We start from the raw sequence: 14,946 nt of genomic DNA, 5'->3' as shown, positions 1-14,946 counted from the left end.
ACCTAATCTGCGCGTGTAGCAGCAGAATGAGGGGCCTCCCTGCCACCAGGGAGACCCCTCAGTCTGTCATGACCATGCCGGACGGGCTCAGCCAGGGATGCGCTTGTCGTATTCGGCCTTCAGACGCAGCCAGCCATCCCAGAAGGGTTCCGGCGTCTTGCCCCGCAGTCTGGCTGCGAGAATATCGAGATGCATGTGCCAGCCCGCTCCCACCATCAGCAGGTTCGCCCGGTCAGAGATCCGCCTGTGTGTGACGGTCATGAGGACTTCGTCACCTTCCGGCCTGAGGTCGATGCAGACTTCGCCGTTCTCCTGCCAGGTGAAGACGAGGCGCTTGTCCTTCTGGACTTCCAGAACCCGACTCTTCATCCGCATTTCCTCGCTGAAGCCCTCGGGACGTACGCCCGGCGGATCAGTCAGCTCCTCGTTGCGCCAGACGAGTTCGAATGGTGCGCCCGCCTTCGCCTCCATCACACCGTCGGCCAGCCAGAGCTTTCGCTTGTCAGCATCGACAATATAGCTCCAGATCCGCGAGGGCGGCCCGGGCAAGAGACGCTCGATCACCAGCGTCGCCGGTTCCGCCACACGTCCGTAGGCTTGGATCTCCAGTAGTTCCGTCATCGTCATTCTCCATTCTTTGCGTTTGAAGATGCGGCGTCCTCCGCTCGGAGAAGCCGTTCGAGAACGTCCAGCCGGCCGGTCCAGAAGTGCTCATAGGTGTTCAGCCACTGGTGGGCGCCGGCAAGCGGCCCCGGATCCAGATGGCAGAGATGGGTTCGTCCCTTGATCTCGCGACGCACGAGCCCCGCCCCTTCCAGCACCTTGACGTGCTTGGAGGCCGCCGCCAGCGACATGGCATGAGGCTCCGCCAGTTCGCCGACGCTGCGCGCGCCCTGCGAAAGGTCAAAAAGCATCTGACGACGGGTTCGGTCGCCCAATGCGTGAAAGATCGTATCGAGGATTGCGTCTGTTTGCTCAACCATGTGGTTGAATATCTATCGACATGCGGAGATTGTCAACCACTTGGTTGAGGATCGCAGCATTCACATGGTGAGCGCGCCACCGATGACGAGCACCAGGAAGAGCGTGACGATCGCCAGAGACCACCAGGAGAGAACGCTGCCCCGTCTCGGACCCGGATGGCTCTGGGTGCGATAGCCGGTGTTCCGGTCTCCGTCGTGGCTGGTGCGTTCGTCTTTCATCGCAACCTCCCTGTTCTCCCGAAAAACACTGTCATGCCCCCGAGGTTCCGTTCGGAGCGGTCTTTCGACGGAACCCGTTGCGCGTGCCTTCCGTTCTCTTCCGACATGAAGAGAGGGTTACCATGAACACGCGGTCGAAATTTCACTTGTTGGCGCGGGCGGGCTACAGCGCACGCGGCGTCGTCTTCCTGCTGATTGCGGCACTGGCTCTGTTTTCCAGCTTTGCTGGCGGCAGGCCGGATACACAGTCGGCGCTGTCAGCCCTCCTGCAGCAGCCTTTCGGACGGATATGGATCGGTCTGATCGGACTGGGGCTTGCCGGCTTCGTCGTCTGGCGGCTCGCTCAGTCGCTCGCCAATGCCGATGGTCAGGACGATGACCTCAAGGGTTACGCGATCCGTGCAGCCCTCTTCGGCAGTGCCATCACCTATGCGGGCCTTGCGGTCACCAGCCTGATGATGGCCTTGCAGATGTCGGGCGGTGGCGGCTCCGGCGGCGAAGAAGGACTCGCCGCCTGGGCCATGGCCCAGCCCTTCGGTCGCTATCTCGCCGGCATCATCGGCTTGGGCTTCGTCATCGGCGGCGTGATCACCGCCATGAAGGGGATCAGGCGCCGCTTCGGTCGTTATCTGGACCTCGATGCGGAAAAGAACTCGCCGGCCGTGCTGATCTCCATCTATGGCCTTGTCGCACGCGGCGCGGTCTTCGGCATCGTCGGTGTCTTCTTCCTCTATGCCGCCTTCACGGTCGACCCGGAGCAGGCCGGCGGCATGGCGGATGCGCTGGCCTGGGTGCAGAGCCTTCCCTTCGGCAACGTCATCTATGCCGTGGTCGCCGTCGGCCTCGCTGCCTTCGGCATCTACAACTTCGTCGAGGCGCGCTATCGGCGGATCCGAGCCCCTGAGGCGAGCGACCTTCGCCGCCAGCTCCCTCTCGGCCGCGCGCACTGAACCTCACGATGGACTCTGGTCTCTCGTCCCATTCCGTCACAGCATATCCTGTGACGGAATGACGGTAACCCCGCGGGGTGCAGCAATCGCCGCCTCGAGCATAGTGCGGGCAATCGCCTCAGGTGGATTGGCCTGCAGCGTCGGCGGCAGGATCGGCTTAAGCAAGCCAAGCCCTTTCCGTGCCCCCTGCTCCATCGGCCGCGGTTCCGGGCGCGGTCCGTCGATCAGGCCCGGCCGGACGATCACGCAGCTGTCGAAACCGAGTGCCACGATATCCCGTTCCGTCTCGCCCTTCACGCGACTATAGAAGAAAAGCGACTTCACATCGGCGCCTTTCGCGGAATTGAGCACGAAGCTTCTCGCGCCATGGGCTTTGGCCAGCCGCGCAATCTCCAAGGGATAGTCGTGATCGACGCGATGGAAGCGTTCACGCGATCCCGCGGTCTTGATGGTGGTGCCGAGTGCGCAGATCACGGCGTCGACGGCCCAGATGCCGGGATCCTGCGGGAGCGCATCGAAGTCCACGATCGGAGCAGACAATCCTGGCCGCTGCGGCAAGGGTCGGCGGGTTGGCGCGGTGACCGCCGTTACGCGTGGATCGGCCAGCGCCTGATCGAGAACATGGCTGCCGACCAGTTCGGTAGCGCCCAACAACAACAGATGCATGGTCCCGCGTCTCCTCGATCCGCTAAGTAGTCCCTGTCGCAGCCCTATCGGCGGCAATACCAGGTGACTTCAATGCTCTGACACCTTGCCCGTTCCGTCGCGCAAACGAAAGAAGCGCCGCATCGCTGCGGCGCTTCCGTATTTCGCTCATAAGCGAATTCCCGAAATGGCTCAGGCTGCCGTGCGGTAGCCTACAGAGCCGGCCGAGGTGCCACCTTCGAGCTTGAAGCGGGCGAGCTGCGCCTGCAGCTGGCGCGCTTCGCCGGCGAGAACCTGGCTCGCGGCCGTCGTCTCTTCGACCATGGCGGCGTTCTGCTGGGTCATCTGGTCCATGTGGTTGACCGAGGTGTTGATCTCGCCAAGCGCGGCCGACTGCTCTTCGGCGGCACGGGCAATCGTCACCACGTGGTCGTTGACGCGGTTGACCAGAGATTCGATCTCCTTCAGCGCCTCGCCGGTCGAAAGCACGAGCGACACGCCGCCCTTTACTTCCTCGGCCGAGGTGTTGATCAGGGTCTTGATCTCCTTCGCCGCATTGGCCGAGCGCTGGGCCAGTTCGCGAACTTCCTGAGCGACGACGGCAAAACCGCGACCGGCTTCACCGGCACGTGCTGCTTCGACGCCGGCGTTGAGTGCCAGCAGGTTGGTCTGGAAGGCGATTTCGTCGATGACCGAGATGATCTGGCTGATCTTCTGCGAGGACTGCTCGATGCGGCCCATGGCGTCGATGGCGTTGCGGACGATGTCGCCCGACTTGCCGGCGCTTGACTTGGTCTCGTCGACCATGTGCGACGCTTCCCGGGCACGCTGGGTCGAGGTCTTCACCGTGGTGGTGATCTCCTCGAGGGCGGCGGCCGTCTCTTCCAGCGAGGCGGCCTGCTGTTCGGTGCGGCGGGCCAACTGGTTGGCGGCCGAGGACAGTTCGCCGGAGTTGCCGGTGATCGTGCCTGCAGCGTTCAGGATGTTCTGCATGGTCTGGCGCAGGACGGCCATGGTCTGGTTGACGTTGCCCTGGAGTTCGGCAAAGGCGCCCTGGAACTGGCCGTTCATGTCGTGGGTCAGGTCGGCATCGGCCAGCGCTGCGATGACGCGGCGCACTTCGGTGATGCCGCGGTCGACGCTTTCGACGAGCTCGTTGACCGAACCGGCAAAGCGCTGCAGGTCGGCATCTTCGTAAGACTTGGTGATGCGCTTGGAGAAATCGCCGGCAGCGGCCGCCGCCACGATGTCGCTGATCGATGTCTGCAGGTCACGGCTCTGGGCATGCAGGGCCGCTTCCTGGGCTTCCATGGCGCGCATGTGGGCTTCGTTGGTGCGGAAGACTTCCAGCGCACGGGCCATTTCGCCGATCTCATCCTTGCGCTCGGTGCCTTCGATGGCCTTGCCGAGCTTGCCGGAGGCCATTTCCGTCATGACGGCGGTCAGGCTGCGGATCGGGTTGACGATGCCGCGGCGGGCAAGCAGGAAGCTGATGGCCACACCGGCGAGAATGCAGACAGCCGCGGTCACGACCTGAACCAGCATGGTGAAGCCGGAGGCAGCCAGCGCGTTTTCACGCGAGGCCTTCAGGCTCTCGGCAGACGAGGTCGAATATTCCTTGACCACTGCGGTGACCGTCTTCTGGGCGTCGAGAGCCTTGGCCAGCTCGCCCTTCATCACGGCGAGATCCTGACCGGCAGGCGTCGCAGCGACGGCAACCATCTCGCGGATCTGATTGAAATAGGCGTCGAGCGCCACCTTCGTGCGATCGAGGATCTGGGCCTCGGCCGGGCTCGCGGTCGTCGCGATCTTCGGCAGGCGGGCGAGCATTTCGGCCGCGCGCTTGTCGGTTTCAGCGGCGAAATCGGCGGCCTTTTCCGGAGCCAACGCCAGCTGATAGGTCATGCGGGAGATGGCGATGATGTCAACGCGCAGGTCCATGGCCTCACGGGCCACCTCTTCGCGGGCGCCGGTGTCCTTCAGCGCCGAGCCCAGCGAGGACAGGCCGCTTGCGCCGACAGCTGCGATCGCCGCGGCCGCCACGCCCATCAGGACGACGACGAGGCTGATCTTTTTGAGAATGGAGAGATTGGCAATACTCATGAAGATTTACTCCGTGCGACCCGCCATCCTGGCAGGCGGCCTTGTGCGGCCGGGCATGGAGGTCATTCCATACTGATGGTTCCACTGAATAATCGTCACATATTGCGATTTGGTTGATGCGGGATGAGTGAATTACGCATCTGCAATATCAGGTAGCGTCCGCGGCCCGGCCGAGGAGATTTCCTGTCAAGCCCAGGATTTTTCCCGGCTCTCATCCCCAGCTTTTTCGAGCGACGATTCGGCCCGCAGAAAAGCCCCGAAGACCTAGCTTTGAGCCCGGTTTGCGGATCGTTTCGGCACGAAATCGCCCCCGTGACTTCTGCGTGACGGCGCGGCATCGGCAGGGGCTTGCGTCACACGACACGAGAAAGCCGTGTCATTCCCGTGACTTCGCTCTTTTGCCCGTTATCCACAATCAATCACCACAACATATAGCGTTAACATTTCCTTCACAGACCACCCCTTGACGGAATCAGTCGGGACGATGTTAATGGACCCTGTTGCGGCGGCGACTGGACCGGGCATAACGAGGCCGGGTTTCATCAAACATTGTGGCGGCTTTCTTTGAGGTGGAACGGCGTTCTGACGACGTCGCCCACAACAGGAAATTTGTGCGATTTTTGACCGCCCGGCAGGGGGTCTGGGTCTGGCAGCAATAATCTGTTAGTACTATATTTAGTGTTTGCAGCCACCATCACTACCATATACAGGGTCGTCATCTCCGGATGAATCACCTGACGGACGAACAAGTGAGCGGCTGCGCAGTTTCGCGTTGGCCGAACGAAATTACTCGCGCCGATTTTCGGCGCCCTAGATCGAGGGACACAGGCAGATGCGCATTGAACGTCGCTTCACCAAACCGGGACAGTCCGCCTATGCGGAAATCGAGTTCCGCAAGGCCATCAGCGAAATCAAGAACCCCGACGGCTCAATCGTATTTCGTCTTGCCGACATCGACGTCCCGGCTCAGTTCAGCCAGGTGGCGGCGGACATTCTCGCCCAGAAGTATTTCCGCAAGGCCGGCGTGCCGAAGATCCTGAAGAAGGTCGAGGAGAACGACGTTCCCTCCTTCCTCTGGCGCTCGGTTGCCGATGAGAAGGCACTGGCTGCTCTGCCCGCGGAAGAGCGCTACGGCTCGGAAACCGATGCCCGTCAGGTCTTCGATCGCCTGGCCGGCACCTGGACCTATTGGGGCTGGAAGGGCAAGTACTTCTCGTCCGAAGAAGACGCAGCCGCCTTCAAGGACGAGCTCGCCTACATGCTCGCCACCCAGCGCGTCGCGCCGAATTCCCCGCAGTGGTTCAACACCGGCCTGCACTGGGCCTATGGCATCGACGGCCCCGGCCAGGGCCATTTCTATGTCGACCCCTTCACCGGCAAGCTGGTCAAGTCGAAGTCGGCCTATGAGCATCCGCAGCCGCATGCCTGCTTCATCCAGTCCGTCGAAGACGACCTCGTGAACGAAGGCGGCATCATGGACCTCTGGGTCCGCGAAGCCCGTCTCTTCAAGTATGGCTCCGGCACCGGCTCCAACTTCTCCTATCTGCGCGGCGAAGGCGAAAAGCTGTCCGGCGGCGGCCGTTCTTCCGGCCTCATGTCCTTCCTGAAGATCGGCGACCGCGCTGCCGGCGCCATCAAGTCGGGTGGCACCACCCGTCGTGCGGCCAAGATGGTCGTCGTCGACATCGACCATCCTGATATCGAAGCCTATATCGACTGGAAGGTGAAGGAAGAGCAGAAGGTTGCCGCCCTCGTCACCGGTTCCAAGATCGTCGCCAAGCACCTGAAGGCGATCATGAAGGCCTGCGTCAACTGCGAGGCCGACAACGGCGCCTGCTTCGACCCGAACGAGAACCCGGCCCTCAAGCGCGAAATCAAGGCCGCGAAGAAGGACCAGGTTCCGGAAAACTACATCAAGCGCGTCATCCAGTTCGCCCAGCAGGGCTACAAGGATCTCGAGTTCAAGACCTATGACACCGACTGGGATTCGGAAGCCTATCTGACCGTCTCCGGCCAGAACTCGAACAATTCCGTCTCGCTGAAGGACGACTTCCTGCGCGCCGTCGAAAACGACGGCGAGTGGAACCTGACCGCCCGCAAGGACGGCAAGGTCATGAAGACGCTGAAGGCCCGCGATCTCTGGGAGAAGATCTCCTACGCCGCCTGGGCGTCCGCCGATCCGGGCCTGCACTTCAACACGACGATGAACGACTGGCACACCTGCCCGGCTGCCGGCCCGATCCGCGCGTCGAACCCGTGCTCGGAATACATGTTCCTCGACGACACGGCCTGCAACCTGGCTTCGCTCAACCTCCTGCAGTTCAAGGATGCCGAGACGAAGAAGATCAACATCGCCGACTACGAACACGCCGTCCGCCTCTGGACCGTCGTTCTCGAAGTCTCCGTGATGATGGCGCAGTTCCCGTCGCGCCAGATCGCCGAACTATCATATGAATACCGCACGCTCGGCCTCGGCTATGCGAACATCGGCGGCCTGCTGATGTCCTCGGGCATCCCGTACGATAGCGCCGAAGGCCGCGCCATCTGCGGTGCGCTGACCGCCATCATGACCGGCGTCTCCTATGCGACGTCAGCCGAAATCGCCTCGGAACTCGGCCCCTTCCCGGGCTTTGCACCGAACCGCGACAACATGCTGCGCGTCATCCGCAACCACCGCCGCGCCGCCCAGGGTCTCGCCTTCGGTTACGAGGGCCTGTCGGTCAACCCGGTTCCGCTGATCCATGCCGACTGCACGGATCCGGCTCTGATCGAACATGCCACGGCCGCCTGGGACAAGGCGCTCGAGCTCGGTGAAAAGCACGGCTACCGCAATGCCCAGGTCTCGGTCATCGCACCGACCGGCACGATCGGTCTCGTCATGGACTGCGACACCACCGGCATCGAGCCCGACTTCGCGCTGGTCAAGTTCAAGAAGCTCGCCGGTGGCGGCTACTTCAAGATCATCAACGCTGCCGTTCCGGAAGCGCTGCGCACGCTCGGCTACTCTGAGTCCCAGATCGCCGAAATCGACGCCTATGCCGTCGGCCATGGCAACCTGAACCAGGCCCCGGGCATCAATCCCTCGACGCTCAAGGCCAAGGGCTTCACCGACGAGAAGATCGAAGCCGTCAACGGCGCGCTGAAGTCTGCCTTCGACATCAAGTTCGTCTTCAACCAGTGGACGCTCGGTGCCGACTTCCTCAAGGAGACCCTCAAGGTTTCCGACGAGCAGCTTTCCGACATGAGCTTCAACCTGCTTGAGCACATGGGCTTCTCGAAGAAGGACATCGAAGCCGCCAACATCCATGTCTGCGGTGCGATGACGCTCGAAGGCGCGCCCTTCCTCAAGAAGGAGCACCTGCCCGTCTTCGATTGCGCCAATCCCTGCGGCAAGATCGGCAAGCGTTATCTCTCGGTCGAGAGCCACATCCGCATGATGGCGGCTGCCCAGCCCTTCATCTCGGGTGCGATCTCCAAGACGATCAACATGCCGAACGAAGCGACCGTCGAAGACTGCGGCTCCGCCTACATGCTGTCCTGGAAGCTGGCGCTGAAGGCCAACGCGCTCTACCGCGATGGCTCGAAGCTCTCCCAGCCGCTCAACGCCTCGCTGATCGAGGACGAGGATGACGAGGACGGCGTCGACGAACTGCTCCAGCAGCCGATGGCGGCCCAGGCCGTCACCATCACGGAACGCATCGTCGAGCGCATCGTCGATCGTGTCGTGCGCGAGCAGGAAAAACTGCCTACCCGGCGTAAGGGTTACACCCAGAAGGCCAAGATCGGTGGTCACACCATCTTCCTGCGCACCGGCGAATATGATGACGGTCGCCTCGGCGAAATCTTCCTTGACATGAACAAGGAAGGCTCGGCGCTGCGCGCCTTCATCAACAACTTCGCCATCTCCGTCTCGCTCGGCCTGCAATATGGCGTGCCGCTCGAGGAATATGTCGACGCCTTCACCTTCACCAAGTTCGAGCCGGCCGGCATGGTCACCGGCAACGACGCGATCAAGAATGCGACGTCGATCCTCGACTACGTCTTCCGCGAACTGGCGATCTCCTATCTCGGCCGCCACGATCTGGCGCATGTCGACACCTCGGACTTCTCCAACACCGCGCTTGGCCGCGGCATGAAGGAAGGCAAGGCGGATGTCGTCTCCAAGGGCCTGACCCGCGGTTACAAGCCGACGCTCGTCTCCAGCCACACGCCGGCTGCCGCGAGCGCCGAGCCGAAGGGTGCGGCCACCGCTGCCCCCGCCAAGGCCTCGGCCACGGTCACCGCCTTTGCCTCGACGGGCGCCACCGCCCGCAAGCTCGAAGTCGCCACCGCCGTCTCCACCCATGAAGTCGTGTCCTTCAAGCGCGACTACGAAGAACGCGCGGTCGAATTCGCCGAGGAGATCGCCGAAGAAAGCGTCTTCACCGACGCCGCCGCCGACGAGGCCGCCAGCGCCAAGGCCGAAGCCAAGAAGCTCGAGGCATCACGCCGCATGCGCTCCATCGCGCAGGGCTATACGGGCAACATGTGCTCGGAATGCCAGAACTTCACGATGGTGCGCAATGGCACCTGCGAGAAGTGCGATACTTGTGGTGCCACGAGTGGGTGCAGCTGAGGCACACAGGGATAGGTGGAGAATTCGATGTCCACCCGCCTGAGGTGAGGTAGATTAAACCCCGCGTCGATTGAGTTTGGCGCGGGGTTTTTGGTTGGGAGCTTTGCCGTGCCAATCTGCATCCTTTGTACGTCACTACAGAAGTCGTTCAGTAAGCCTGAACACATTCTCCTCAATGCGTTGGGCGGGAAGAAACCAGTTCATGGAATAATCTGTGATGATTGTAACAATGTTACAGGAAGCACTATAGACAGACACTTAACCCGTTCAGTTGAGTCAATACGTGCGCATGCAGGATTTAGGGCAGGTGATGGTGACGCGCCACCAAAACTGAGAAACTTGGGTGGGGGTGCGGTCAAATACGATCTGGTCGATGGCATTCCCCAGTTCAGGCCACAGCAGGCAATGGCCCGAAAACGAAATGATGATGGCTCACATACCATCAGCATCCAGGCGCGGGACCTACCCCACCTTCTTCAATTGGTTGAACAAGCAATCGTGCGATGGAAGCTCACAGGGGAAATTGCAGAGAAATTCCGCGCCGACGTTTTTGAACGAGCCATTGCTCATCATAATCCCACTCCAACGGTCGAATTCAACTTGTCCTTTGGCGACGGGATGTCCCTGAGGTCGATGGCAAAATCCACACTCGTGCTTCTAGCCAGTCAGATAGGCAACGAGTCCGTTTTGCATCGAAGTTTCGACGGCGCCCGGGATTTCATCATGAATGACGCGGATACGATCAATGTATGGATCAACTCAAACAGGCTTCCTTCGTTTACCGAAGCATATGGGCCAACTCCCAGCGTCGTTTGGGCTGGATCGGATCTAGAGGGAGCTGTGTTTGGCTACTTCAATCTCTATGGAGTAGTCGGATGGACGTTCAAGCTGTCCGACCATACACCGTCGCCGGTTCGGCCCTCAGTGATCATTAATGATCCTCGTCAGCCTCAAATCAGAACTGATGATCCTGAAGTCGCTGAACTCCTATCTGTCGAATGGGTCAAGAAAAGCGACTTCCGCGAAAAAGATATTGCCAGAGGGATAACAAAACTACGCAGCCAAATGCGCGAATACTCACGTGAACGCTTGATCGACAAATCGCTAACTAACGAACTCTCAAAGACAAACTTTGATGAAACCGGTTATGTTGATCCAACTGAAACTCAGCGAGTTCTCGAGGGCCTTGCGTATCGCGTCTTAATGGGATTGTTTCGCGTGCCATGGTCAGAGCCAGTCCAAGGATCACAAAAGGATCCGAGAGACCGTGAGTTGGACTAGGACTATCTCGACGCGAACGCCGACGTGTCAGCGACGGTGGAAGCCAGCGTTCGTTGAGGTCACGCTCGCCCGCCGTTACCAAGGCAAAAATGCGCGCCGTATCCCACCTCTCCCCCTTGTGGGAGAGGTTACAAAATCGAAGGCTTAGGCCAGCGCAAGCGGCCTAAACTTCAGATTTTGTTGGTGAGGGGATCGGTTCCGTTGCCACGACATAACCGCCCCCCTCTCTGGCGATTTCTGATGTTTAGGCGGCTTACGCTCGCCTAATTCATCTCTGAGCCTTCGCGCGGCGTCGCGCTCAGGCCTCCGTTCGCTGAAATCGATTCACTGGATCGATTTCTGGCCTTCGGCCATCGCTCCGAAGTCTCCCCCACCGAAGGGGAGATGAGCCCTCAAGCACCGCCCGGAACCAATCTCATTTGAAACTGTTAGGCCCTAGACCACACCAACGGAGAGAATATCATGCGCGCCCTCAACCTCATCACATTGCTTCTCGTCATTGTCGGCGGCCTGAACTGGCTGCTGGTCGGCATTGCCGATTTCGACCTCGTTGCTGCCCTGTTCGGCGGTCAGGATACGGCACTGGCGACCATCGTTTACGTGCTGGTCGGCCTGTCGGCCCTGTGGCAGCTCGTGCCCTTCTTCAAGGCGATGCAGGTCGGCGAGACCCATGCGGAAGCCAATATCGGCACGCATCGCTAAGCGAAGCGTCGCCGTCCTTTCGAGACATGGACGCGGGGTCGGCAGTGCCGGCCCTGCTTTCGTTTGGGTGAAGACGAAGTCCCAAAAAAGTCCGCCCTCGCCTTGGTTTGCAGGGCTTGCGGCCAACGCTTCCTTAACGGGCTCGCGGTATTTTACGATAGATTAAAAGACTGGACGGAGACCTGAGCGAAATGTCCAAACCGACCTTCCGCTTCACCCATTACGACCTGAAGGAACAGCGCGCCGGCACGATCATCGAGGTGACGCTTTCGGCGGTCAACAATGTGCGCCTGATGACGCCGACCAATTTCCAGCGGTTCAAGGAAACGCTCGACTACAAATATCTCGGCGGCGTGGCGAAGAAATCGCCGATCAATGTCGTGATCCCGGAAAGCGGCCATTGGCATCTGATCGTCGACATGGAAGGCCATCATGGGCTCGCCGAATCCAAGGTCAAGATGATCGCAGCACCGGCCGTCCAGCCGAAGCAGAAGGCGTCCTGAGGCCATCCGCCTCCCCTCGCCCGGATCCGTGCCGCTCAGCCCTTGTGCGCAGCCAGAACAAGATCGGCCGCCTGCTCGCCACTCAAAAGCGCGCCATGCACCGTGCCGGCATAATCGGCGCTTACATGCTCGCCGGCCAGCAGAAGCCGTGGCCCCACCGGCGCGGCAAGGGTCACGTGATCGGCGGGGGATGCCCCGACCGCCGGGAAGGAATAGGCACCGCGGGCAAAGGGGTCCCTCGACCAGGCATGCCTGCTCATACCCTTCGGCGCCGGAACATCCGATCCGAACATGTCGCGCAGGACGGCCGTGATGTCGGCAATCAGCGCCGCGTCGTCCATCGCGTCGACGCGGGGCGCATAATCCCCGCTCGCAACCAGCGTCAGGACCGGCGCATCGTGGATCGCCATGAGGTTCAGCATGTCGGCAAAGCGGCCGCGCTCTCGTCCGGCATAGCCGAGAAAATGCATATCCTCCGGCCAGAAGGGCTTGTCGAAGGCGACCGAAACCTTGGCCAGTTCACCGAAGCCGATCGCAGTGATCGCCTTCCGGTGGCTGTCCGGCAAAGCGGGTTCGAAGGTGAGGGCCCCGGCCTTCAACACACCGAGCGGCACGGTGACGATGCAATGATCGGCCTCAACGGTCCCGGCTTCGGTCTCCACGGTGACGCCATCGGGGCGGTGGCGGATCCTGCGCACCGGCTGGCCGAGGCGGATGTCGAGCCCCTGCCCCAGGAACTTCACCAGGAGATCGTACCCCTCGCGCAGCACTACATCCGGCCCGTCGAAGGCCTCGCCGGCGTCGAGATGCAGCGCCGAAAGCTGAGCCAGCGGCGCGCCATATTCGCCCTCATAGGTGTCGGTCAGGGCCCAGTTGCCGATCGGCTCCTGCAGGAGGACGGGATCGAGCATCTCGATCACCTCGAGCAGCGACACCGATGGGTCGCCATCGGCCTCTTCCGCTGCGCTGTCGGCCAGTGTTTCCAGATCGTCGAAGACATCGTCGATCTCGAAATCTTGCGGCTCCACGCCGCCTTGCTCAAGAAGCTGCCAGCTTTCCTGGTCGATGAACAAGGGCGTTGCGCGGGCCTTGGCGGCGAGATCCGCCACCGGGTTGCCGTGATAGCCGTGAATGAAATTGGCGCCGTGTTCGACCGGCACGCCGAGGCTGCGATCGGTGAAGATGCGGCCGCCGATCCGGTCGCGGGCCTCGAGCAGCACAACCTCCGCACCGCTTTCGGCAAGGCGCGCGGCAGCGGAGAGACCCGCCATGCCCGCGCCGACCACGACGACCTTCAGCCCCTTCCCGGCCCCACTGACGGGATCGGCTGCACTTGCCGGTGGAGAGGCCTGGGCCAAGGCCCGACGCCCCAGGGAGCTCAGCAAAAGGCCCGATGCGGCAGCGAGCAGCAGTAGCCTGCGGCGGAGCGGGTCAGGCCGCATGGACCGCCGGCTCGTCCTCGTCGGGGCTCAGATCCTCGGCGAAGAAGACCCGACCGCGGCCGCCTTCCTTGGAGGCATAAAGTGCCTTGTCGGCCATGGCCATGATCGGCCGGGCGGCGGCACCGCTTTCAGGTGCGGTAGCAACGCCCAGGCTGATCCCGACATCGACGACCGGGCCGCTCGACAGAGTGATGGGCTGAGAGACCGAGGCGATGATGTGCTGGGCGAGCATGGAAAGCCTCGGCCGGTCGCGGAAGGCATGGACCAGCACGACGAATTCGTCGCCGCCAACACGTCCCACCAGCCCGTTTTCGCCGACGGCCTCCCGCAGCCGCTCCGCAACCACCCGGATCACCTCGTCGCCCGCCGCATGGCCATGGATATCATTGACGGCCTTGAAGCGGTCGAGGTCGCTGGCAATGACGGCAAAGGGCGCATGCGCCAGCCGTTCCGCCGCCTCGTTCAGCGCCTTGTCGAAGCAGAGCCGGTTGGCAAGGCCGGAGAGCGCATCGCGATGGGCAAGCTCCCGGTTGCGACGCTCGCTTTCTTCCAGCCGCTCCGACAGGCGGCCGATATAGCGGCCGAGCACGAAGCTTGCGGTGAGCAGCAGGCCGCAGAGCAGCACCACCGCCGGCACCACGATGGTCCAGATCTCGGCACCGGGCTGGTAGAGGGCGAAGTCGAAGCTGCCGAGCTTGCGGCCGTCGAGGCTCCTGATCGCCAGCAGCCCGTCGTCGTTGCGATTGAAGCGGAGCTCCGGATATTCGAGTTGCGTGTTGAGATCGGCAACGAGCTCCGCATCGATCGGCCTTGCCGAAATCAGGACGACCGGATCGCCTCCAGGCAGCGCCACCTCGCCATCATCGGGCACGATGGCCATGGCTGAGGTCAGCATCACATCCCCGTCGATCTCGGCGAAACCGAAGGCGGCGATGGCATGAACCTGGGAAGCCGGCACCGGTTTCTGGCCATAGCCGCCATCGATCGTGGTGCGATGGGCATGGTGCTGCCTGATCGCCTGGTCGGCAATCGCCTTCAGATCCTCGCCAGGCTTCAGTTCGCGCGCGGTCAGATCCACCTCGTCCTGCCAGGCCGACATCAACAGGCGCCCGCCCGGACCGACGAGGAAGCTGCGCTCGTGGCCGAAATCATACCAGAGCGAGGAGACGAACTCCTCCACCACATAGGAGGCGCGGAACTTGAGCGTGATGTATTTGACCGAACGGTCCCAGCGCGCGAGCCCGAGCTGGTCGCGGGCAAGCAGGCTCTGGCGGTCGCGCAACACGTTTTCCAGCATCAGGATCTGCTTTTCGACCGCAATATCGTCGGCCTTGCGGGAAGCGATGTAACCGACGAAGAGGAGCGAAAGGGCCGACAGCGTGATCAGCACGAAGGCGAAAAGCTTGACCAGCGCCGGCAAGCCAAGGCGCGGCGCGGCCTTGCCTCCCGGCTGCAAGTGCAAGAATTCAAGCTCTTTCGTCATACGCAATCCCCTGTGTTCGG

At 61.8% G+C, this 14,946-nt stretch carries 12 protein-coding genes; 5 read left to right on the top strand and 7 right to left on the bottom strand.

Annotated elements, in window-relative coordinates:
- Positions 1–87: 87 nt before the first annotated feature.
- The 3 genes from M1E12_RS06415 to M1E12_RS06405 are packed head-to-tail and all read right to left on the bottom strand — an operon-like array spanning position 88 to position 1,202.
- Positions 88–621, bottom strand: a complete 534-nt coding sequence (locus tag M1E12_RS06415) for an SRPBCC family protein (RefSeq protein WP_479564102.1) — start codon at positions 619–621, stop codon at positions 88–90.
- Positions 622–623: 2 nt separating this feature from the next.
- Complete coding sequence (locus tag M1E12_RS06410; protein ID WP_479564101.1) at positions 624–983, bottom strand: ArsR/SmtB family transcription factor; 360 nt, start codon at positions 981–983, stop codon at positions 624–626.
- A 60-nt stretch (positions 984–1,043) separates the two neighbouring features.
- Positions 1,044–1,202, bottom strand: a complete 159-nt coding sequence (locus M1E12_RS06405; protein ID WP_479564100.1) for a hypothetical protein — start codon at positions 1,200–1,202, stop codon at positions 1,044–1,046.
- Positions 1,203–1,324: 122 nt separating this feature from the next.
- On the opposite strand from M1E12_RS06405, the gene M1E12_RS06400 reads away from it, so the two are divergent.
- Entirely contained in the window at positions 1,325–2,152 is an 828-nt protein-coding gene (locus tag M1E12_RS06400; RefSeq protein WP_479564099.1) for a DUF1206 domain-containing protein, read from the top strand.
- Between the two features lie 36 nt (positions 2,153–2,188).
- On the opposite strand, the gene M1E12_RS06395 is transcribed toward M1E12_RS06400, so the two are convergent.
- Complete coding sequence (locus tag M1E12_RS06395; RefSeq protein ID WP_479564098.1) at positions 2,189–2,818, bottom strand: Rossmann-fold NAD(P)-binding domain-containing protein; 630 nt, start codon at positions 2,816–2,818, stop codon at positions 2,189–2,191.
- Positions 2,819–2,989: 171 nt separating this feature from the next.
- Positions 2,990–4,900, bottom strand: a complete 1,911-nt coding sequence (locus M1E12_RS06390; RefSeq protein ID WP_479564097.1) for a methyl-accepting chemotaxis protein — start codon at positions 4,898–4,900, stop codon at positions 2,990–2,992.
- An 832-nt stretch (positions 4,901–5,732) separates the two neighbouring features.
- Here M1E12_RS06390 and M1E12_RS06385 point away from each other — a divergent pair.
- The 4 genes from M1E12_RS06385 to M1E12_RS06370 all read left to right on the top strand — a co-directional run bounded on the left by M1E12_RS06385 (position 5,733) and on the right by M1E12_RS06370 (position 12,001).
- Positions 5,733–9,515 carry a vitamin B12-dependent ribonucleotide reductase gene (locus tag M1E12_RS06385; RefSeq protein WP_479564096.1) on the top strand — a complete coding sequence of 1,261 codons (3,783 nt, stop codon included), beginning with the start codon at positions 5,733–5,735 and terminating at the stop codon, positions 9,513–9,515.
- Positions 9,516–9,623: 108 nt separating this feature from the next.
- Entirely contained in the window at positions 9,624–10,796 is a 1,173-nt protein-coding gene (locus M1E12_RS06380; protein ID WP_479564095.1) for an HNH endonuclease, read from the top strand.
- Between the two features lie 462 nt (positions 10,797–11,258).
- The gene (locus tag M1E12_RS06375; RefSeq protein ID WP_113462271.1) at positions 11,259–11,498 is read left to right on the top strand and encodes a DUF378 domain-containing protein; all 240 of its coding nucleotides are present in this window, start codon (positions 11,259–11,261) and stop codon (positions 11,496–11,498) included.
- A 191-nt stretch (positions 11,499–11,689) separates the two neighbouring features.
- Positions 11,690–12,001, top strand: coding sequence for a DUF1883 domain-containing protein (locus M1E12_RS06370; RefSeq protein ID WP_113462272.1), 312 nt, complete (start codon positions 11,690–11,692; stop codon positions 11,999–12,001).
- A 35-nt stretch (positions 12,002–12,036) separates the two neighbouring features.
- Here the strand turns inward: M1E12_RS06370 and M1E12_RS06365 are convergent, their stop codons facing one another.
- Together M1E12_RS06365 and M1E12_RS06360 are read right to left on the bottom strand one after the other, a co-directional pair.
- Complete coding sequence (locus tag M1E12_RS06365; protein WP_479564094.1) at positions 12,037–13,359, bottom strand: flavin monoamine oxidase family protein; 1,323 nt, start codon at positions 13,357–13,359, stop codon at positions 12,037–12,039.
- A 73-nt stretch (positions 13,360–13,432) separates the two neighbouring features.
- Positions 13,433–14,926, bottom strand: coding sequence for a diguanylate cyclase domain-containing protein (locus M1E12_RS06360; RefSeq protein WP_479564093.1), 1,494 nt, complete (start codon positions 14,924–14,926; stop codon positions 13,433–13,435).
- Positions 14,927–14,946 lie beyond the last annotated feature (20 nt).

The organism is Rhizobium sp. K33 (assembly GCF_056501445.1).
The sequence above is the reverse complement of the archived record's forward strand: the minus strand, read 5'-3'. Positions and strand labels throughout refer to the sequence as shown.

Excerpts from the sequence above, each read along its gene's own strand:
- M1E12_RS06415 (WP_479564102.1), bottom strand. The coding sequence starts at position 621 with ATGACGGAACTACTGGAGATCCAAGCCTACGGACGTGTGGCGGAACCG.
- M1E12_RS06395 (WP_479564098.1), bottom strand. The coding sequence starts at position 2,818 with ATGCATCTGTTGTTGTTGGGCGCTACCGAACTGGTCGGCAGCCATGTT.
- M1E12_RS06385 (WP_479564096.1), top strand. The coding sequence starts at position 5,733 with ATGCGCATTGAACGTCGCTTCACCAAACCGGGACAGTCCGCCTATGCG.
- M1E12_RS06360 (WP_479564093.1), bottom strand. The coding sequence starts at position 14,926 with ATGACGAAAGAGCTTGAATTCTTGCACTTGCAGCCGGGAGGCAAGGCC.
- M1E12_RS06370 (WP_113462272.1), top strand. The coding sequence starts at position 11,690 with ATGTCCAAACCGACCTTCCGCTTCACCCATTACGACCTGAAGGAACAG.
- M1E12_RS06400 (WP_479564099.1), top strand. The coding sequence starts at position 1,325 with ATGAACACGCGGTCGAAATTTCACTTGTTGGCGCGGGCGGGCTACAGC.
- M1E12_RS06390 (WP_479564097.1), bottom strand. The coding sequence starts at position 4,900 with ATGAGTATTGCCAATCTCTCCATTCTCAAAAAGATCAGCCTCGTCGTC.
- M1E12_RS06375 (WP_113462271.1), top strand. The coding sequence starts at position 11,259 with ATGCGCGCCCTCAACCTCATCACATTGCTTCTCGTCATTGTCGGCGGC.
- M1E12_RS06405 (WP_479564100.1), bottom strand. The coding sequence starts at position 1,202 with ATGAAAGACGAACGCACCAGCCACGACGGAGACCGGAACACCGGCTAT.
- M1E12_RS06410 (WP_479564101.1), bottom strand. The coding sequence starts at position 983 with ATGGTTGAGCAAACAGACGCAATCCTCGATACGATCTTTCACGCATTG.